The 20366-nt window shown below is 70.9% G+C and carries 17 protein-coding genes and 1 pseudogene; 12 read left to right on the top strand and 6 right to left on the bottom strand.

Going from position 1 to position 20366, the window contains the following annotated elements:
- The first annotated feature begins 154 nt into the window (after positions 1-154).
- From Afe05nite_RS03375 to Afe05nite_RS03415, 9 genes are all read left to right on the top strand, one after another.
- The gene (locus Afe05nite_RS03375; RefSeq protein ID WP_203815450.1) at positions 155-916 is read left to right on the top strand and encodes a GNAT family N-acetyltransferase; all 762 of its coding nucleotides are present in this window, start codon (positions 155-157) and stop codon (positions 914-916) included.
- On the top strand, positions 913-1674 hold the full coding sequence (locus Afe05nite_RS03380) for a lysophospholipid acyltransferase family protein (protein WP_203815451.1): 762 nt from the start codon (positions 913-915) through the stop codon (positions 1672-1674). The genes Afe05nite_RS03375 and Afe05nite_RS03380 overlap by 4 nt, the downstream gene beginning before the upstream one ends.
- 68 nt (positions 1675-1742) lie before the next feature.
- Positions 1743-2456, top strand: coding sequence for a response regulator transcription factor (locus Afe05nite_RS03385; protein WP_203815452.1), 714 nt, complete (start codon positions 1743-1745; stop codon positions 2454-2456).
- Between the two features lie 8 nt (positions 2457-2464).
- Positions 2465-3991, top strand: coding sequence for a sensor histidine kinase (locus tag Afe05nite_RS03390; RefSeq protein ID WP_203815453.1), 1527 nt, complete (start codon positions 2465-2467; stop codon positions 3989-3991).
- Positions 3992-4067: 76 nt separating this feature from the next.
- Positions 4068-5837: a S1C family serine protease gene (locus Afe05nite_RS03395; protein WP_203815454.1), complete on the top strand. Its 1770-nt coding sequence runs from the start codon at positions 4068-4070 to the stop codon at positions 5835-5837.
- Between the two features lie 201 nt (positions 5838-6038).
- The gene (locus tag Afe05nite_RS03400; protein ID WP_203815455.1) at positions 6039-9206 is read left to right on the top strand and encodes a cyclic nucleotide-binding protein; all 3168 of its coding nucleotides are present in this window, start codon (positions 6039-6041) and stop codon (positions 9204-9206) included.
- Positions 9207-9237: 31 nt separating this feature from the next.
- The gene (locus Afe05nite_RS03405; protein ID WP_203815456.1) at positions 9238-9453 is read left to right on the top strand and encodes a hypothetical protein; all 216 of its coding nucleotides are present in this window, start codon (positions 9238-9240) and stop codon (positions 9451-9453) included.
- An 18-nt stretch (positions 9454-9471) separates the two neighbouring features.
- Positions 9472-9942: an EF-hand domain-containing protein gene (locus Afe05nite_RS03410; RefSeq protein ID WP_203815457.1), complete on the top strand. Its 471-nt coding sequence runs from the start codon at positions 9472-9474 to the stop codon at positions 9940-9942.
- Between the two features lie 51 nt (positions 9943-9993).
- The gene (locus tag Afe05nite_RS03415; protein WP_438867557.1) at positions 9994-11385 is read left to right on the top strand and encodes a chitinase; all 1392 of its coding nucleotides are present in this window, start codon (positions 9994-9996) and stop codon (positions 11383-11385) included.
- A 21-nt stretch (positions 11386-11406) separates the two neighbouring features.
- Here Afe05nite_RS03415 and Afe05nite_RS03420 read toward each other — a convergent pair whose 3' ends face one another.
- Entirely contained in the window at positions 11407-12726 is a 1320-nt protein-coding gene (locus Afe05nite_RS03420; protein WP_203815459.1) for a serine hydrolase domain-containing protein, read from the bottom strand.
- 69 nt (positions 12727-12795) lie between these two features.
- Here Afe05nite_RS03420 and Afe05nite_RS03425 point away from each other — a divergent pair, with 69 nt between their 5' ends.
- Both Afe05nite_RS03425 and Afe05nite_RS03430 read left to right on the top strand, forming a co-directional pair.
- Complete coding sequence (locus Afe05nite_RS03425) at positions 12796-13647, top strand: patatin-like phospholipase family protein (RefSeq protein ID WP_203815460.1); 852 nt, start codon at positions 12796-12798, stop codon at positions 13645-13647.
- A complete protein-coding gene (locus tag Afe05nite_RS03430; RefSeq protein ID WP_203815461.1) occupies positions 13647-14717 on the top strand; it encodes a 1-acyl-sn-glycerol-3-phosphate acyltransferase in 1071 nt (356 codons plus the stop codon). The genes Afe05nite_RS03425 and Afe05nite_RS03430 overlap by 1 nt, the downstream gene beginning before the upstream one ends.
- Here Afe05nite_RS03430 and Afe05nite_RS03435 read toward each other — a convergent pair.
- Positions 14696-15454: an LppX_LprAFG lipoprotein gene (locus Afe05nite_RS03435; protein ID WP_239117517.1), complete on the bottom strand. Its 759-nt coding sequence runs from the start codon at positions 15452-15454 to the stop codon at positions 14696-14698. The genes Afe05nite_RS03430 and Afe05nite_RS03435 overlap by 22 nt on opposite strands.
- A gap of 155 nt (positions 15455-15609) precedes the next feature.
- On the opposite strand from Afe05nite_RS03435, the gene Afe05nite_RS03440 reads away from it, so the two are divergent.
- Complete coding sequence (locus tag Afe05nite_RS03440) at positions 15610-16764, top strand: FHA domain-containing protein (RefSeq protein ID WP_203815463.1); 1155 nt, start codon at positions 15610-15612, stop codon at positions 16762-16764.
- Between the two features lie 39 nt (positions 16765-16803).
- Here the strand turns inward: Afe05nite_RS03440 and rocD are convergent, their stop codons facing one another.
- The 4 genes and pseudogenes from rocD to Afe05nite_RS03460 all read right to left on the bottom strand — a co-directional run bounded on the left by rocD (position 16804) and on the right by Afe05nite_RS03460 (position 20303).
- Positions 16804-18021, bottom strand: a complete 1218-nt coding sequence (rocD, locus tag Afe05nite_RS03445; RefSeq protein ID WP_203815464.1) for an ornithine--oxo-acid transaminase — start codon at positions 18019-18021, stop codon at positions 16804-16806.
- Positions 18018-18812, bottom strand: a pseudogene (gene ddaH / locus Afe05nite_RS03450) (dimethylargininase); the annotation flags it as partial. The pseudogene ddaH and the gene rocD, both read right to left, overlap by 4 nt.
- Positions 18813-18990: 178 nt before the next feature.
- Positions 18991-19611, bottom strand: a complete 621-nt coding sequence (locus tag Afe05nite_RS03455) for a hypothetical protein (RefSeq protein ID WP_203815466.1) — start codon at positions 19609-19611, stop codon at positions 18991-18993.
- A 74-nt stretch (positions 19612-19685) separates the two neighbouring features.
- A complete protein-coding gene (locus Afe05nite_RS03460) occupies positions 19686-20303 on the bottom strand; it encodes an ATP-dependent Clp protease proteolytic subunit (protein ID WP_275407440.1) in 618 nt (205 codons plus the stop codon).
- Positions 20304-20366: the final 63 nt, after the last annotated feature.

The following is a 20366-nucleotide window of genomic DNA, read 5'->3' on the forward strand; positions in this document are numbered from 1 at the left end:
GCCCCCTCATCCACCTGGTCCGGAGGGATCAAGGTACTCGGTCGGGGCCATCGACGTGGGCCCGCGGTGGAAAGCACAAGGCGTTCATGTTTCGGCCATTAATCCCCACCTGAGCGGACATTCCATCGGCAGTTGTCGCCCTTACACAGATGACATGGCAGTTCTCCTGACCGCCCCCGCATCTACCGGGACCAGCGGCTACACCCTGCTCATCGCCGACGATCCCACTCAGGTCGCCGCCGCGCAGCGGCTGCGCCACGACGTCTTCGCCGGCGAACTCGGCGCCACTCTGCACGGCGCCGTGAACGGGATGGACATCGACGAGTTCGACGAGCACTGCGACCACCTGATCGTTCGCGACGACGCGACCGGCGCCGTGGTCGGGACCTACCGGATGCTTTCCCCCAAGTCGGCCGAGGCCGCCGGGCGTCGCTACGGCGACGGCGAGTTCGACCTCACCGGGCTCCGGCCCCTGCGCGACCAGCTGGTCGAGACCGGGCGCTCCTGCGTGCACCCCGACCACCGCACCGGCGCCGTGGTCAACCTGATGTGGGCCGGTATCGCCCGCTACATGTACCTGAAGAACCTGCGCTGGCTCGGCGGCTGCGCCTCGGTGCCGCTGGCCGACGGCGGCGTGACCGCGGCCGGGGTCTGGGCCCGGGTGCAGTCCAAGCACCTCGCCCCGCCGGCGCTGCGGGTCACCCCGCGGGACAACTGGGTCCACCGGACCGAACTGGTCGGCGACCCCCGGACGCCGCCGCCCGCACTGCTCAAGGGCTACCTGCGCCTGGGCAGCTGGGTCTGCGGACAACCGGCCTACGACCCGGATTTCCAGTGCGCCGACTTCTACGTGTTGTTCTCGATGGACCGGCTGGACCCGCGTTACCGCCGACACTTCCTGGGAGCCAACCGATGATGTGGCAACCCGTCTCCGGCTGCGGAGATCACTGTCGGGACGGCGCCGACCGGCGGGCCGTCCCGGGTCTCGCGCTGGTGCGCCTGGTGACGCTGGCCGGCGTACTCGTCGGGGGCTTCCTGCTGATGCCGCTCCTGCGCGGCACCGCGGTCCGGACCCTGGCCCGCGCCATGCTCGCGGTCCTCGGGATCAAGCTGGTGCGGCAGGGACCGGCGCTGCGGCCGGGCAGCCTGCTCGTCGCCAACCACGTCTCCTGGCTGGACATCCTGGTGCTGCTCGCGGTGGCGCCGGTCAAGCTGGTGGCCAAGCGGGAGGTGGGTGCGTGGCCGGCTATCGGCGCGCTGGCCGGTCTCTCGGGGGCGATCTTCATCGACCGGTCGAGCCCGAAGGCGCTGCCGAGAACGGTGGCCGAGGTGGCGGCCGAGCTGCGGGCCGGGCGGACGGTCGCGGCCTTCCCGGAGGGTACGACGTTCTGCGGGGCCAACCAGGGCCGGTTCCGCCCGGCCCTGTTCCAGGCGGCGATCGACGCGAACGCGCCGGTGGTGCCCGCCTCGATCCGCTACGACACGACTGCGGCGGCGTTCATCGGGGACGACACGCTGATGGACTCGATCCGCCGGGTGGCCGCGCTACGGTCGCTGACGATCACTCTGGTGACCGCGCCGGCTCTGCGCCCGACCGTCGAGGCCGACCGCCGTACGCTCGCTCGCGCGGTGCAGTCCTCGCTCGGACCTGGTGGTTACCGGCTCGCTGCCTGAGTACTTTCTCAGTCAACTTTCAGGAAGCGTGCAGCGAAGGTGCAGCGTACTGATAAAGAATGAGCGCCATGGCCGCTCAGACCCAGCCCAAGCAGAGCGAGGCGAAGCTCCTCGTCGTCGAGGACGACGCGAACATCCTCGAGCTGCTCTCCGCCTCCCTGCGCTTCGCCGGGTTCGACGTCAGCACCGCGACCAGTGGCAGTGCGGCCGTCAGCGCGGCGAAGAACGCGACACCCGACCTGGTCGTTCTCGACGTCATGCTGCCCGACCTCGACGGTTTCGAGGTCATCCGGCTCATGCGCGAGGGCGGCCAGCGCACGCCGGTGGTGTTCCTGACCGCCCGTGACGGCACCGAGGACAAGATCCGGGGCCTCACCCTCGGCGGCGACGACTATGTGACCAAGCCGTTCAGCCTCGAGGAGCTCACCGCCCGCATCCGGGCCGTGCTGCGCCGCACCACCGCAGGCGAGGAAGAGCCGTCCCGGCTGGTCTTCGCCGACCTCGAGCTCGACGAGGAGACCCACGAGGTCTACCGGGCCGGCCAGCGTGTGCAGCTCTCGCCGACCGAGTTCAAGCTCCTGCGCTACCTGATGCTCAACGCCAACCGGGTGCTGTCCAAGGCGCAGATCCTCGACCACGTGTGGAAGTACGACTTCCGGGGTGACGACAACATCGTGGAGTCCTACATCTCGTACCTCCGGCGCAAGGTCGACAACGTCCAGCCGCGCCTGATCCACACGCTCCGCGGCGTCGGCTACGTGCTGCGCAAACCCGCGGTCTGAGCCCGGCCGTGACGCTGACCGAGCGGGTTCGCAACTCGATCCCGCCGCAGACCGGCCTGCGCCAGATCTCGCTGCGCACCAAACTGGTCGCATCGGTGCTGGTGCTGGTGGTCGCGGCACTCACCCTGATCAGCTCGGCCAGCACCTACGCGCTGCACAACTACCTGCTCCAGCGGCTCGACGACTCGCTGACGATCTACGCGCAGACGCTGGCCGGCACCAGAGTGGCCAAGTTCACCGTGCCCGGCGACTACTACGTGTCGATCAGCTCGATGGACGGGGTCCGCGGGGAGCCCGGTGTCGGCGACACGTCGCTCACCAAGGACGACTGGCCGCCGCTGGTGGTCGGCCTCGAGGACGTCTACGCCGTCCGTGGCGAGCCCTACTCGGTGCGTTCGCCGAGCGGCCGGGTCTACTGGCGGGTGCTGATCACCACCTCGCCCAGCGGCAGCGTCATCCAGGTGGCCGAGAAACTCTCGGTGATCGAGAAGGCGGTCACCTGGATCGTCTGGGTGGACGTGCTGGTCGGCGTCGGGGTGCTGATCGCGCTCGCCTCGGTGGGTGCGGCCATCGTCCGGCAGAGCCTCATCCCGCTGCTGCAGATCGAGCGAACAGCGGCCGCGATCGCGGCCGGTGACCTCACCCAGCGGGTGCCCGATCCGGAGGCCCACGACGGCGAGCCGGCTACCGAGCTGGGCCGGCTGTCCCGCGCCCTGAACGCGATGCTGGCCCAGATCGAGGCGGCGTTCACCGCGCGTACCGAGTCGGAGTCGGCGGCCCGCAACGCGGCCGAGGCCGCGCAGACCTCCGAGGTGCGGGCGGTGCGCTCGGAGGCCAAGATGCGGCAGTTCGTCGCGGACGCCTCACACGAATTGCGTACGCCGTTGACCACCATCCGCGGGTTCGCCGAGCTGTACCGCCAGGGAGCGGTGCGCGGTGACGAGGATGTGGCCCGCCTGGTCCGCCGGATCGAGGACGAGGCCGCCCGGATGGGTCTGCTGGTGGAGGACCTGCTGCTGCTGGCCCGGCTCGACCGGGAGCGCCCGCTCGACATCGGGCCGGTGGAGCTGCCGGTGCTGGCCCTCGACGCGGTTTCGGCCGCCCGGGCCACCGCGCCCACCCGCAAGATCGAGCTGGACGTCCGCGACGAGCCGGAGATGCTGGTGGCGCTGGCCGACGAGACACGCCTGCGCCAGGTGATCGGCAACCTGATGACGAACGCCCTGGTGCACACCCCGGCGGAGGCCGACGTGGTGGTGCGGCTCTACGCGGTGCCGGGAAACCGCGCCGTCGTCGAGATCGCCGACACCGGCCCCGGTCTGGCCGAGGAGCAGCAGGCGCACGTCTTCGAGCGGTTCTACCGCGCCGACGAGGCCCGCACCCGGCGGGTCGATCGCACCGAGACCGGCACCGGCCTGGGGCTGGCCATCGTCGCGGCGATCGTGCACGCGCACGAGGGGACCGTCGAGGTCGACAGCGAGCCCGGCCACGGTGCGACGTTCCGGGTCACCCTGCCGGCGGTCGAGCCGTCCTGAGCCGGGTTCGCGACTCACAGAATACGTTCAGGCGCTCTACAGGCATGGCCGAGCAAGGTGGGGCAATCTAGTCCCCATGAACGAGAACGAGACCAACCCGCGCCCAGTGGACGCCTCCGCCGGGAGCAGCCCGGAGCGGGGACAGTCCGAGCAGCCGACTGCCGAGCAGCCGGCCGCCGGGGCCCCCGCCGCCGCCCCGCAGTGGAACGCCCCCACCTCGAGTTCCCCGGCCGCCGGCACGCCGGTCGCCGCGACCGCGGCCGCCGGCACGCCGGCCTCGGACGGCCCGGCCTCCGCCGCGCCGGCTTCCGCTGTGCCCGCGTCGGCTGCCCCGGCCTCCGCCGCGCCGGCGGCCGCCGCGCCGCAGAGTGCCGCGCCGCAGTCCGGCACGCCCTGGCCCCAGCAGCAGCCGCAGTCGCCCTGGCAGCAGCCCGGCTACCAGCCGCACCAGGGTTACCAGCAGCCGCCCGGCTACCAGACGCCCGGTTACCCGGGCCAGGGTTACCAGCAGCACCCCGGTTACGGCCAGCCGCACTACGGCCAGCAGTCGGCCTATGCCGGCGCCTGGTCCGGTGCCGCCGCCCAGACCACCGCGCAACCCGCCGTCGAGGGCCAGCCGGCCTGGCCGGCCACCGACCAGACCGGCCAGCAGCCGTGGTCCGCCGACCAGACCGGGCAGCAGACCTGGGCGCCGACCGACCACAACGGCCAGCCCGCCTGGGCCGCCCCGGTCGGCACCGACCAGCGCCCGCCGTCCAACGGCCGGGGTCGCAAGATCTTCGTGGCCGGCGCCGCTGCCGTGCTGATCGCCCTCGGCGCGGGTGGGGTCGGCGCCGCAACGGCACTGGCGTTCGACGACAACAACGGTCCGACCGTGCAGACCGGCAACGGCTCGTCGGTCAGCCGGGTGGTCGACCGTTCCTCGCTGTCGCAGATCGCCTCGGCCGTGCAGGACAGCGTCGTCTCGATCACCACCCAGACCGGTGAGGGATCCGGCGTGATCCTCAACACCGACGGCTACATCGTGACCAACAACCACGTGGTCGCGACCGCGCAGGGCAGCAACGTCACGGTCATCTTCGCCGACGGCAAGAAGGCGCAGGCCACCATCGTGGGCACCGACCCGCGCACCGACCTGGCCGTGGTCAAGGTCAGCGGCGTCGCCGGCCTCAAGGCGGCGACGTTCGGCAAGAGCGCCAACATGCAGGTGGGCGACACCGTGCTGGCCATCGGCAGCCCGCTCGGCCTGGAGGGCTCGGTCACCGCCGGCATCATCAGCGCCAAGGACCGCACCATCAAGTCCAGCAGCGAGGACGGTCAGCAGCAGAGCCCGTTCGGCGGCGGCAACCAGCAGCAGCAGTCGGGTAGCTCGACCACGATGTCCGGCCTGCTGCAGACCGACGCGCCGATCAACCCCGGCAACTCGGGTGGCGCCCTCGTCAACACGAGCGGTGAGGTCATCGGCATCAACTCGGCGATCGCCACCCAGGGCCAGAGCTCCGGCAACATCGGCCTCGGCTTCGCCATCCCGAGCGACAAGGCGGCCCAGGTCGCCAAGGACCTGATGGACGGCAAGAAGGTCAGCCACCCGGCGCTCGGCGTCAGCGTGACCGACGGCGAGAACGGCGGCGCGCTGGTCAGTTCGGTCACCGCCAACAGCGCCGCGGCGAAGGCCCAGCTCCAGCAGGGTGACGTGATCACCGCGGTGGACGGCAAGAACATCGACGGGTCCGACGACCTGGTCGCCGCCGTGCAGGGCGGCGCGGTCGGTCAGAAGATGACCATCGACTACACCCGCAACGGCGAGAAGAAGCAGGCCACGGTCACTTTGGCCGAGTCCGACTGACGACTTTCCATCCCGCGGCGGCGGGCGGTGTGCCAAGGGGGTTGGCATGCCGCCCGCCGCGCATTTGGGTAGGCCGGCAATTATGAATTCAGGACAAATAGGTCCTATATTCGCCAGGGACTCGCGCAGGTAACGGCCGAGCACTTAGTCTCCAATCCGCTATCGGCGGCTTCCGCCGCCGTGCAGGGAGAGGCCGCTCAGGTGACCTACGTCGAGACCCGGATGAACGTCTGGGAAGCCCTGGCCGGGCGCGCACCGGGGGAACCCGGTGGCCCTGCCGACCCCGGACTCTGGGGCGCAGTCGTCGACCGGCTCAACCCGGTCCGCGCGCGCCCGGTGCTGCGTGCCGGCATCGAGGCCGTGCAACTGACCTCGGCGCGCGGCGAGGCGTACATCATGTTGCGCTCGCCCGACGGCGCCACCCGGGCCGGATACCTTCGCCTCACGCCCGAGGAGTGGCAGCTCGCGGTGCTGATGGACGGCGAGAACACGGTGGCCCGGCTGGTCGCCGAGTTCGCCCGCATCGCCGGCCGGCTCGCCCCCGATCAGGTCCGCCGGGTCGTCGCCGACCTGGCCGGCAACCGCATGCTCGACGAACTGCCGATGGACGCGTTCCGCCCGGTCGAGGAGGCTCGGCGCCGGCCGCTGCCGGAGCGCGTCGGCAACGGCATGCTCGCTGCCGCCCGGGGCCGGCGCATGCTCGTCTTCGACGTCGACGGTCTGATCACCGGGCTCTACCGGGCCGGCGGCAAGGTCTTCTTCAGCACCGCCGCGTTCGTGCTCACCGGCTTGCTGGCGGCCGTCGGTCTCGGCCTGTTCGTGACCACCTGGGCGCGGGGCAGCCGCTCGCTGTTCCTGGCCGGCGACTCCTACCTGCTGGGCGCGGTCGTGCTGGTGGTGCTCAACGGCCTCGTGCTGGCCACCCACGAGCTCGCCCGGGCGCTGGCCACCAAGGCCGCCGGTCGTGAGGTGCCGGCCGCCGGCCTGCTCGTCTACTTCGGCATCCCGTCGTTGTTCGTCGACACCACCGACGTGTGGATGGCCGGGCGCCGCGCCCGGATGCTGGTGGCCGCGGCCGGACCGGGCAGCGCGCTGCTGCTGGGCGGCCTGATCCAGCTCGGTGGTCTGGCCGTGCCGGCTCTCGGCGGGCTCGCCTTCAAGCTCGCCTTTCTGTGGTACCTGAACGCCTTCTTCCAGCTCAGCCCGTTCCTGCCGCTCGACGGGCAGTACCTGCTGATGGACTGGCTCGAGATCCCGCAGCTGCGCGCCCGTGGTCTCGCCTGGGTCAGTGCCCGGTTGCGGGGCCGCCCACCGCGCTGGTCGGCGCTCGACCGCGAGGGCCGCCTCGTCGCGCTCTACGGCATCGTGTCGGTGGCCTGGCTGGCGCTTGCCGGCGTGCTGGCCTTCCGGATCTGCGAGGACCGGATCTCCGGCCTGGCCACCGGGCTGTGGCAGGCCGGGCTGCTCGGCGGCCTGCTGCTGGTGCTTGTCGTCCTCGGCCTCGGCGCCCCCGCCGTCTTCTTCCTGCTCGGCCGGCTGACCCGGCGGTGGCGCCGCTCCCGGCAGAAGCGGGCGGAGAACGACCGCGAGGCCGACAACCCCCGCCGGCTGGCCGCGCTGCGCGCCTCCGAACTGGGCGGCCTGCCCGAGCCGGCGTTGCAGGGACTGGCCGCGCGCGCCCGCTGGGAGCATCCGTCCACCGGCCGGCCGCTGATCCTGGCCGGCACCTCGCAGTCAGCTGTCTATGTGGTCGTCGAGGGCGGGCTGGCCGCCCGTAAGCCCGGCGATCCGCCCGGCACGGTCCGCCACCACGTCGGTCCCGGCGGCGTCGTCGGCCTGGTCAACGCGCTCACCGGGCGGTCCACTCAGCTCGACTGGTACACCGCCGGCACGACCCTGCTCTACATCCCGAGCGCCACCGTGGCGACCGTGGTCGGCCCGCTGCCCGGGCCGCCGCCGCAGGACCGCGCCGAGGCCGAGTCGCTGTTCGCCGACACGCCCGCGCTGTCCGGTCTCGCCGTCGACCAGCGCCTCGCCCTGATCGCCTCGGCGCACCCGGTCGACCTGGAGGCCGGTGCGCCGGTCATCCTGCCCGGTCCCACCCACGCGGTTGTCGTCGAGTCGGGCGTGATCGCCATGGCCGACGGCACCGAACTGCGCCGGGGCACGCTTGTCGGCCCGGTCGGCGACGGCAGCCCGGGAATGGTGGCGCAGACCCTCACGCCCGTACGTCTCTGGATCCTGCCCGATGCTTCCGACCTGCCCCCGCTCGTCGGTGCCAGCCATCGGCCCGGCTCGCCGATGCCGTTGGTGGCGGTGAACGGTGGAGTCCGGCCCGGCGCGCCGGCGCCCGACGCGTACCCTCCGCTCGCGCTTCCGCCCGGCCCGCCGGAGGGTCCCGACGACCAGTCGATCGACCGCCGTTTCGAGGGTCGTCTGTGGTGGTTCACCGTGCTGCTGCTGGTGCTCGCCCTCGTGCTCACCGTGCTCAGCTTCCGGCCCGGCCCGGCCTGGGCCGAGATGCCCCGCGATCAGGTGCTGATCACCGTCGACCAGGGGCGCGCGACGGCCCAGGCACCCGGCGACAGTCCGGTGACGGTGGAACCGGGCGACGAGCGCTATGTCGGCAGCAGCACCGAGGTCGACGTGCCGACCCAGTCGACGGCCCGCCTCACGTTCCCCGGCGGCGGTGTCACGGTGCTGTGCGCCGGCTCGCGCATCATGATCGCCGGCCTGTCCGTCGACGGCGGCCGGCACCAGACCCCGCGCGGCAAGGTCACTCTGCAGGCCGGCCGGGTGCTGGCCGACACCGCCGGCACGAGCGGCGCGTTCAACCCGCTCGCGCTCAGTGTGACCCGGCCCGACGGGACCGTGACCAACAAGGGCGCCGCTTGGTACTCGGTCGACACCAGCACGGTCGCGGTCTCGACCGGCACGGTGTCCGCCGCCGGGAAGTCCACCGACGGCACCGGCGCGAAACTGACCTGCGGCGACGGCATCGAGATCACTCCGCCGTCGGAGGAGCAATCGGCGCCGCCGAGCGAGGAGCCGGCGCCGAGCGAGTCGGCGACCGAGGGCCCGTCGGCGAGCGTCGCCCCGGCCGTGAGTGCCACCAGCGCCACGGCCGCTCCGACGACTCCGGAGGACGACTCCAACAATTCGACCACCCGGCCGACCCGGGCCACCACGACCCGGCCGCCGACGACGACGCGGCCGACCGTCCCCAAGCCGCCCGCGACCACCGCGACCAGCAAACCGGCGACGACCACGCCGCCGGCCAACCCCCCGCCCACCACGCCCGCCCCGGACCCGACCCAGACGACGTCGACCCCGTCGAATTCCGCGGTACAGGGAAGCCCCGACAACTAGGTAAGGTCAGACGCATCGGAAAGGGGAGCCGATGCTCTGCTGGTTCTGTGCCGAGGCCGCCCGCGGAAGTTGCCGCTTCTGCGGGCGCGCCGTCTGTCCCGATCACGCCCGGTTCGGGCCGTTCATCCTCCAGGTGAACCGATCCGAGACCCGGCAACGGGTGGAGGCGCTGGTGGTGGAGGACGCGGTCCAATGCGGCACCTGCCGGCCCCGACCACACCCGGTGGCGATGCCCGAACTGGACTGAAAGCCGTACCGTGCAGGGATGACGCAGCAGGACGGCAACGACGACCTCGGCGGGTGGTCGGAGTTCGGGATGGCCGCCGGCAAGGCGCTGGGCGGCCGGTCCGGCCTCGGCGACCGCCCCGATCTCGACGGCCTGCCGGCGGTGCGGCAGGGCCTGGGCGACGCGCCGACGATCGGTCTCGACGAGGCGGTGCGGCACGTGACCGCCCGGGTCGTCGCGCCCGAGGGTTACCACAATCGGGTCGACGCCGACGGCGACGGCCACTTCGACAAGGCGACCTATTCCGGTGACGGACACGGCGGCGCCGAGATCCGGGTCGATCTCGACGGGGACGGCCGCGCCGATTTCATCGGCCACGACACCGATCTCGACAACCGGGTCGACTTCGCCGAGTACGACAAGAACCACGACAGCGTCTTCGAGAAGCGAATGTTCGACGACGACGGCGACGGCTATCTGGACCGTACGGAGTTCGAGCACGGCAGCTGAACTCTTTACAACTACAGTTAATAATCCTAATAATTAGCCATGCGTCGATCGATGACCATCGCCATGGCTGCCGTGCTCGCCGCGGGCGGCGTCCCCATCTACCTCGCCTCGACCGCGAGCGCCGCCACCGCGTGCGCGCCCGCATGGAGCGCCACCCAGGTCTATGTCGGTGGCAACTCCGCTTCGCAGAACGGCCACAACTACGCGGCCAAGTGGTGGACCCAGAACGAGTCCCCGGCCACCCACTCCGGCCAGTGGGACGTGTGGGCGGACAGCGGGGTGTGCGGCGGCACGACCCCGCCGACCACGCCACCCGCCACGGCACCGACCACTCCACCCACCCCGCCGACCACTCCACCCACCACCCCGCCGACCACGCCACCGACGACTCCGCCGACCAGCTCCCCGGTCAGCGGCATCCCGAAGCACGCGCTCATCGGCTACCTGCACGCCAGCTTCGCCAACGGCTCCGGCTACCTGCGCATGGCCGACGTACCGGCTGACTGGGACGTCATCAACCTGGCGTTCGGCGAGCCGACCAGCGCCACCTCCGGGGACATCCGGTTCACCCTCTGCCCGGCGACCGAGTGCCCCGGCGTCGAGTCGGAAGCCGACTTCATCGCCGCCATCCGGGCCAAGCGCGCGGCCGGCAAGAAGGTGCTGCTCTCCATCGGCGGGGCCAACGGCCAGGTGCAACTGACCACCACCGCGGCCCGGGACAAGTTCGTCAGCTCGGTGAGCGCGATCGTCGACAGGTACGGCCTGGACGGCGTGGACGTCGACTTCGAGGGCCACTCGCTGTCCCTGAACACCGGCGACACCGACTTCAAGAACCCGACCACGCCGGTGATCGTCAACCTGATCGGCGCGCTGAAGTCGCTGACGGCCCGGTACGGCGCCAACTTCGTGCTGACCATGGCGCCGGAGACGTTCTTCGTCCAGCTCGGCTACCAGTACTACGGTTCCGGACCGTGGGGCGGCCAGGACCCGCGGGCCGGCTCGTACCTCCCGGTCATCTACGCCCTGCGTAACGACCTGACGATCCTGCACGTCCAGGACTACAACTCGGGTTCGATCATGGGCCTGGACAACCAGTACCACTCGATGGGTGGAGCCGACTTCCACATCGCGATGACCGACATGCTGCTGGCCGGCTTCCCGGTGGCCGGCAACACGGCGAACGTCTTCCCGGCCCTGCGCGAGGACCAGGTCGCGTTCGGCGCCCCCAGCTCGGTGAGCGCCGGCAACGGCTACATCGCCCCGGCGGCCGTCCAGCAGGCGGTCGGTTGCCTGGTGAACGGGTCGAACTGCGGCGGCTACCCGGTGCGCAGCGGCCCCAACCCGAACTTGCGGGGGCTGATGACCTGGAGCATCAACTGGGACAAGTTCTACAGCTGGGAGTTCCAGAACCAGAACGGCAAGTACGTCAAAGCACTGCCGTAACCCCGTTCGGCCGGCCTGCGGCTAAGCGGCGATCACGTTGTGCAGAGCCACCCGGTGGGTGTCCGGGTCGGACCACGACCAGTTCGGGTGGGCCCGGTTCGTCAGCAGCACGACGACCATCTGACGAGCCGGGACCACCAGCAACGACGTACCGGTGAAGCCGGTGTGCCCGAAAGCGGTGGCCGATGCCAGCTTGCCCATGAACCAGGGCTGGTTCATCTCGACGCCGAGGCCATGGTCGGCGGAGCGGCCCGGCCGCTCGGCGTCGATCGCCTTCTTGCCCTTGTTGACGTCGGTCAGCATCTTCTTGACCGTGGCCGCCGACAGGATGCGCTGGCCCCGGTAGGTGCCGCCGTCGAGCAGCATCTGGCCGATCACCGCGACGTCGGCGGCGGTGCCGAAGACGCCGGCGTGGCCCGCCACCCCGCCGAGGGCGTTGCACACGTCGTCGTGGACGGTGCCGCGCAGCAGGCCGCGGGAGGTGCGGGCGTCGGTGGCGACCAGGCGCTGCTTGTCGCGCACCCACTTCAGGGGCTGGAAACCGGTGTCCGGCAGGCCGAGCGGCGTGAGCAGGTTGTCGCGCAGCGCCTTGTCCAGGGTCTTGCCGGTGAATTTCTCGACGAGGCGGCCCAGCACCATCAGCCCGGTGCTCGAATAGCGGAAGACGGTGCCGGGCACCCCACCTTTGACCAGCGGGGTCTTCATCACCGACGTCCAGCGGGCGGTGTTGGTGGTCAGGCCGGTCACCTTGGCGCCGACCGGCAGCGCGCTGGTGTGGGCCAGCAGCATCGCCACCGTGATCTTCTCTTTGCCGGCGCCGGTGAAGTCGGGCAGGTAGTCGCGCACGGGTGCGTCGAGTGCGATCTTGCCCTGGTCGACCAGCTGCAGGGTGAGGATCGCGGTGTAGACCTTGGTGAGCGAGGCCAGGTCGAAGATCGAGTCCTTGCGCATGGTGACGCGCTTGGCGGCGGCCAGCTCCACCGGACCGGCACCGTAGCGCAGCGCGTGCCCGACGGCCGTGGTCAGCCGGGTGGTACCACCCTGCATGACCAGGGCGACCGCTCCGGCGTACCCGGGGTGCTGGGGGTTGTCCTTGGTTGGTTTGAGGTATTTGGTGAGGATTTCCTGGACCTTGCCGGCATAGGACGGCCCGGCCGCGAGGGCGGACGTGGCCGGCGCGGACTGGGCAGGGGCGGCGGCGGACGCCGGGGCGGCGCCCGACGGCCCGGCGGAGGCGCCCGGCTCGGTCCAGGTGCCGGCGGAACCCGACGAGGCCCGGCCGCAACCGGCGAGCCCGGCGGCCAGACCGGCGGCCAATATCGCGCGGCGCGGAAGAGTCACGGCGACGATGATGACACGATCGTCGGCCGTGCGCAGGTGGCGAGCAGAGCGAAGTGACACCATGGCGGCATGGTCGACGGTTCGGTGGCGTTCGTTCTCGGTGGTGGCGGTGTTCTCGGAGCGGTCGAGGTGGGGATGCTTCGGGCACTCTTCCGAGCCGGCTTCCGGCCCGACGTGGTGGTCGGTACGTCGATCGGTGCGGTGAACGGTGCGCTGGTCGCGGCCGACCCGAGCGAGTCGGTCACCGACCGGCTGGTGCGGCTCTGGACGTCACCCGAGGCAGCCGCGGTCTACGGCGATTCGATCGGCCGGCAGGTGCGCCGATTCGCGGCCCGGACCCACCTGCATTCGCCGATGCCGCTGCGTCGCCTGCTCGAGAGCGAGCTGGGTGAGCACACCACGTTCGCCGACCTGAAGACTCCGTTCCACTGCTGCGCGGCCAGCATCGAGCGGGCCGCCGAGCACTGGTTCGACAGCGGACCGCTGGTCGATGCGGTGCTCGCCTCGTCGGCGGTGCCGGGCCTGCTGCCCCCGATGGAGATTTCCGGCGAGCACTATGTGGACGGTGGCATCGTCAACTCGATCCCGATCGGCGAGGCCGTCCGGCTCGGTGCCAAACTGATCTTCGTGCTCCAGGTGGGGCGGGTCGAGCGCCCGCTCAGCGTGCCCCGCCGGCCGTGGGAGGTGGCCCAGGTGGCGTTCGAGATCGCCCGCCGGCACCGGTTCGCTCGCGAGATCGCCTCGCTGCCCGACGATGTGCGCGTGCATGTTCTGCCGAGCGGCGGCGGTGAGGGTCGCGACGACTCGCCCTGGGCCTACCGCGACATGGCTGCGGTCGGCCGTCGCATCAGCCGCGCCTACACCGCGTCCCGGCGCTACCTGGCGGCCAATGTGCACCCGTTGCCGGACAGCGGTAACTGATGCCCCCGGTCTGGATCCGGCGGCTGGTCTTCGGACCCGTGGTGGTGCTGCTCGCGATCGGACTGCTCACCACGCTCCCGGTCTGGCTGCTGCTCGCCCTGGTCGCGTCCCCGCTGGTGCCGGGCCATCTGCGGGTGCCGCGTCTGGTGCTGCTCTCGATCGTCTACGTGGTCTGGGACGCCGCCGCCCTGGTCGCGCTGGCCGCGATGTGGGTGGCGTCGGGCTTCGGGTGGAAGATCCGCAGCCCCGGCTTCCAGCGCGCCCACTACGTGCTGACCGGCAAGTTCCTGGGTGTGCTGTTCTGGGTCGCCCGCTGGTCGCTGCACCTGACAGTGGATGTGGTCGGCACCGACCCCGACATCGCGCTGCCCGGCCGCCCGGAGATCGTGGTGAGCCGGCATGCCGGCCCGGGTGACTCGTTCATCCTGATCCACGCCCTGGTCAACTGGTTCGACCGGGAACCGCGGATCGTGTTGAAGGCGGCCCTGCAGTGGGACCCGGCGGTCGACGTGCTGCTCAATCGGCTGCCGAGCCGGTTCATCACGCCGGGCCGGGCGGTGCCGGGGGCGAAGAGCCTGGAGGACGAGGTCGGCGAGCTCGCGATCGGCCTGGACGAGAACGACGCGTTCGTGATCTTCCCGGAGGGCGGCAACTTCACGCCCAACCGCCGGATCAAGGGAATCGAGTGGCTGCGGTCGCGCGGGATGGCGGGGCTGGCCCGGCGGGCGGAGAAACTGCGCAACCTGCTGCCGCCGAAGCCCGGTGGCCTGTCGGCGGCGATCGACTCGGCCCCCGACGCGGGCGTGATCTTCGTGGCCCACACCGGGCTCGACCGGATGGTGTCGGTCGCCGACATGTGGCGCGAGCTACCGATGGACAAGCAGCTCATCATGCGGTTCTGGAGCGTCGAGCCGGAAGACGTTCCGGCCGACGAGCAGGAGCGCGTCGCCTGGCTCTACGACTGGTGGGCGCGGATCGACGCCTGGATCGAGGAGAACCGGCCGGCGGCCCGTCCGTTGTCCACGGACTGGACCGCCCGCCGGCGCAATCAGGAACCGAGCGAGTTGTAGAAGCTGGCCGGCGCCTCGGTGATCTCGGCGGCGGCCGGGGCGGTCGCGTCGACCGGCGCGCCGTAACCCGAATAGGTCACCTCGATCGGGGCGCCCTGCGGCACCGTGATCGTCAGCTTCGACAGCCGGCCCTGGTCGTCCAGGGTCGTGGTGAACGGCACCTTCGAGGCGGCCGTGCCGTAGCTGTCGATGGTCACCTGGCTGAGACCGGCCAGACCGGCGGCCTTGGTCAGGTCGAGCGTCCCGGCATAGGAGGAGCCACCCGTCGACTTCACGTCGGTGGCCGCGCCGAGCAGGTTGGCCGTACCGACCGGGTCGATCTGGTTCGGCCGGAGGCCGATGGTGACCCCGGCGGGCAGCCGCGAGCCGTCGAGGTGCGTCCACGTGCCGGCCTTGGTGATGCCCGGCACCTGGGCGTACAGGTCGTTGCCGATGAGCAGCGTCTTGATGTTGATCTCGGCGTTCGGGCCGCTCGCGGTGAGCTGCGCGTTCGCCTTGCTGCCCACCGGGTCGATCGCGCCGGTCAGCTTGAAGCCGGAACCGGAGGTCGCGGTCAGCGCGAAGCTGGTGGTGCCGAGCAGGGCCGTGGCCTTCGACAGAGCCGACACCGCTCCGGCGTCGGCGGCACCTGTGGAAGGGGTGGCGGCGATGCTCGGCGCGGGCGCGCTCGCGGCGGGGGTGGGGGATGTGGCGGTGCTGTTATCGCATCCGGCCACCGCGACAGCGACCGTGACCATCGCAACAACCGGCCCAGCGAGCCGTGGTGTTCGCATGTCCGTCCTCCAGAGGTTTGATCGCGTCTTGACGGCTGTCAATTCCCGACCGCCCCGCTGGTCAAACGGCACCCTCGGGGTACGGCATGATGGGCCGAGGCAGAACACCTGGAGGAGCCGTGAGATTCGAGGTCAGCAAGGTCCTCGACGCCATCGAAGCGCGGTTGTCGACCGATCCCGCGCTCGCGCGGGCGGTCGTCGACCTGTCGGAGATCGTGCGGTACGCCGACCTCGACGGCGGTCGGCCGGCCAGCTCGGTGCGTCTCGGACTGGTCGTGGACGCCCTCGGGCAATACTTCTCTGAGGAGAATGTTCCGGTTTATGTCATCTCGCCGCGGGGATTGCTCTCCGACACCGACCTGACCTCGAACGAGCGGATGGTGATCCGCCGCTGGGCCGACGACGGCAAGGTCGAGGTCGTGCCGATGCTCGACGACCGGGTCTTCGAGGTGGCCGAGCTGCTCGGCGTGCCGGTGCTGACCCGCAGTCGCGGGGATCAGTTCCGGGCGCGGCGTCCCTGGGTCGACGAACCCGGCCGGCTGTTGGCCGCGGTGGCCGGCGAGGGTGGCATCCCGGTGCTGGTCTCCCGGGTCGGCCGGGGCGACCCGACCCATCAGGCCGAGCGCTCGCCGATGGGGGAGCGGATGCTGGCCCGCGTCTGGCGCTGCCCCGAGTCGAACTGCACGACCTACGGGTCGAGCGGCGACGCCGACAGCATGTTCGCCGACATGCGTACCTTCACCAGCCCGGTCGCCCAGCCGCCGCCGGCTCTGCGGGCCGGGGCGCCGACCTGCCCCCGGCACGGTGAGAAACTCCGGGACGCCGGTCCCCGCCCGGCGGTCGAGGTGCTTTCGGTACGCATCGACGGCGTCGTCCGCAAACGGTTCGTCGTCTCGACGGACGAACCGACGGTCGTCGGCCGGGCTCCGGAAGGTGGCCGGGGCGTGATGCTCGGCCAGTGGCTCAGCGAGGACGCCCGCAAGTGGATCAGCCGCGGGCACGTGCAGTTCTCGCTGCGCCCGGACGGCACACTGACCGTCCAGGACGTGAGCACCAACGGCTCCGGCATCCGCCTGGGCGGCTCGGGTGACGACGACGAGCGCCTCACCCTGGGCCGCAACGAGAGCCGCACGCTGGGCCCGACCGACGTGGTCGAGCTCTATGCCGGGGTCAACGTGGGCCGGTCGAAGATGTGGGCCACCGGCGGCCTCACCCAGCCCGCTTCGGTGATGGGTGAGGCGCCGACGATGGCGCTGCGCAAGTTCGACCGCTGAGCCGGCGGCGCGTCGCTCGTCGAGCGATCGCCCTTGTCGTCAGCCAGCGGCGAGGATCGCGGCGAGCTGGGCCACCGCGTGGTCCAGCTCGTCGGCCGTCACCACCAGCGGCGGGGCCAGCCGGATCGTGGAGCCGTGCGTGTCCTTGGCCAGGATGCCGCGCTCGGCCAGTCGCTCGACCGCCTGCCGCCCGGTCAGCAGGGCCGGGTCGATGTCGACGCCGGCCCAGAGGCCGCGGCCGCGCACCTCCTGCAGGCCCCGGCCGACGAGCGCGTTCAGGCCGGCGTGCAGCCGGTCACCGAGCTCGGCGGAGCGCGCCTGGAACTCGCCCGTCTCCAGCAGGCGTACGACCGCCGCGCCGACCGCGCAGGCCAGCGGGTTGCCGCCGAACGTGGAGCCGTGCTCGCCGGGCTTGAGCACACCGAGCACTTCGCGGTTGGCGGCCACGGCGGAAACCGGCACGATGCCGCCGCCGAGGGCTTTGCCGAGCACGTACATGTCGGGGACGACGCCCTCGTGCTCGATCGCGAACGTGCGACCGGTACGGCCGAGCCCGGACTGGATCTCGTCGGCCACGAACAGGGCGTTGTGCGCGTCGCAGAGCTCCCGTACGCCGCCCAGGTAGCCCTCCGGCGGCACCAGCACGCCCGCCTCGCCCTGGATCGGCTCCATCAGCACGGCCACGGTGTTGGCCGTGAACGCGTCGGCGAGCGCGGCGAGATCGCCGTACGGCACGGTGACGAAGCCCGGGGTGTACGGCCCGAAATCGGCACGCGCCTCCGGGTCGGTGGAGAAGCTGATGATCGTGGTCGTCCGGCCGTGGAAGTTGTCCGAGGCCACGATGATCTCGGCCTGCCCGTCCGGCACGCCCTTGACCCGGTAACCCCACTTGCGGGCCACCTTGATCGCCGTCTCCACCGCCTCGGCCCCGGTGTTCATCGGCAGCACCAGGTCTTTGCCGCAGAGCGCGGCCAGCCTGTGGCAGAAGTCGGCGAACTGGTCGTGCACGAACGCCCGGCTGGTCAGCGTGACCCGGTCGAGCTGCGCGTGGGCGGCCGCGATCAGCCCGGGGTGCCGGTGCCCGAAGTTGAGCGCCGAATAACCGGCCAGGAAGTCGAGGTAGCGGCGCCCGTCGACGTCGGTGACCCAGGCACCCTCGCCGGAGGCGATGACGACGGGCAACGGGTGGTAGTTGTGCGCGGTCCAGCGCTCCGCGTCCGCGAGAGCTTCCGGCGTCCGCATGTCGACGCTTGTCATCGCACCTCCAACGTGCAGCACTTCGGTCCGCCGCCGGCCTTGCGCAGCTCGGAGACGTCGACCGGGACGGTCTGGTAGCCGGCCGCGTTGAGCTCGGCGGCCAGGTGGCCGGCCTGCACCGGCAGCACCACGGTACGGCCGTCGCTGACCGCGTTGAGGCCCAACACCGCGGCATCCTCCGCATTCGCGATCACCGCGTGCGGGTAGAGCTGGCGGAGCACCGCCAGCGAGCCGGGGGAGAAGGCCTGCGGGAAGTACGCGACGTTGGTGTCGTCGAGCACGCACAGCGCCGTGTCGAGGTGGTAATAGGCCGGGTCGACCAGCTGGAGTGTGATCACCGGGCGGCGCAGCACCTCCTGCGTCTCCGCGTGCGACGCGTGTGACGTGCGGAAACCGGTGCCGGCCAGCAGCACGTCGCCGGCGAGCAGAATGTCGCCCTCGCCCTCGTTGGTGTGCTTGGGCATCGTGACGTCGAACTGCCGCTCACGGAACCAGGCGGCGTACGCCGGGGCTTCGTCGGCCCGCTCGGCGTCGCGGAACTGGACCCCGAGCACCCGGCCGTCGACCACGGTGGCGCCGTTGGCCGCGAACACCATGTCGGGCAGGCCGGGCAGCGGTTCGATCAGTTCGACGGTGTGACCCAGGTTGAGGTACGTCTGGCGGAGCGTCTCCCACTGCCGGACGGCGAGAGCGTTGTCGTACGGAGCCGTGGGATCCATCCACGGGTTGATCCGGTACGTCACCGCGAAATGGGTCGGGCGGCACATGAGGTATCGGCGCATGACTGAAACGCTAGAGCCGCCGTGGCTTACGGATCTATGACTCGATCGTGCGTTCCGCGATCGATCGTTGCGTGATCAGCCCTAGCTGCGAAGATTCGTTGCAAACACCGAAGGGCGGCTCATCGTTGAGCCGCCCTTCGAAGGTTGTCACGGTCGCGAACCGCTGACCGCGAACGATTAATTGCCCTCAGAACCGGTTGAGAAACTGTGAATCAAGCCACTCGCGAAGGGTGTTCACCGGCTGCAAGTCGGTGCCCAGCCAGGAGAGCGAACCGGTCAGGGCCAGCACGCCGAGCACGATCGCGCCGAGCGACAGAACCGTGCCGAGGAGGGCATCGGACTTGCCGGCGACGTGGCGCTTGCCGGTCGCGCGGAGGCCGCCCAGCGACAGGATCAGGGCCAGGCCGGCGACGCCGATGCCATAGCCGAGCAGTGGGCCGGAGAGCACCAGCAGGATCGAGGCCACCCCGAGGATCAGGCCGAGCGTCGCCAACAGGCTCGCGCGCGGCTTGGGGCCGGTCACGACCGGCACCGGCTTCTCGGCGACGACCGGCTTCTCGACGACCTTGGGCGTCTCGGCGGTGTCATGGTTGTCCGGCCACCGCTTCACCGCGGCGGGCGGGGGCGGCGGGGCCACGGTGCGGTCTTTCGGCCGCAGATCGGCCGTGGTGTCATCGTCGCTGCGCGGGCGCACGGGCGTGCCGGCCCGAGCGGGGGTGTCAGTGGTGGTGGCGGGACTCGCCGTCGTCGGACGGTCCGCCTCCGCGGCATCGGTCTCGGTCTGGCGGGAGAACGTCGGGAGCCTCACGTCAGCACCTCCTTGACGGATATGGGGGATGACACTCCACTACCCACATCCGTCAAGAAGCACACAAGACCTGGTCAGACCGGCAGAGCCACCACGTCACTGGCCTTGGTGATCACGTGGTCGACCATGCCGTAGGCCTTGGCCTCCTCGGCCGTGAACCAGCGGTCACGGTCGGCGTCGCGCTCGATCTCCTCGGCGGTGTGGCCGGTGTGGAACGCGATCCGCTCGTTCATCACGTGCTTGACGTGCAGCATGCTCTCGGCCTGGATGGCGATGTCGGCCGCGGTGCCACCGATGCCACCGGACAACTGGTGCATCATCACCCGGGCGTGGGGCAGCGCGTAGCGCTTGCCGGGGGCGCCGGCGCAGAGCAGGAACTGGCCCATCGAGGCGGCCATGCCGAGAGCGATCGTGGCGACGTCGTTCTTGATGTATTGCATCGTGTCGTAGACCGCCATGCCGGCACTGATCGAGCCGCCCGGCGAGTTGATGTAGAGCGCGATGTCCCGCTCGCTGTCGTTGGACGCCAACAGCAGCATCTGGGCGCAGATCCGGTTGGTGACCTCGTCGTTCACCTCGCTGCCCAGGAAGATGATCCGCTCCCGCAGGAGCCGCTCGAACACCTGGTCGTCGAAGGTCGCCCCGCCGCGCATCTCGAGACCGCCCGGCATCCTCTTCAGCTCGTCACTCATGTCCCCAGCTTTCCTCAGCATCCACGTCGTCACCCAGCGATTCTCCTCTCGGCGGAAATGCGG

The organism is Paractinoplanes ferrugineus (assembly GCF_016862195.1).
In the GTDB taxonomy this organism is placed as follows: domain Bacteria; phylum Actinomycetota; class Actinomycetes; order Mycobacteriales; family Micromonosporaceae; genus Actinoplanes; species Actinoplanes ferrugineus.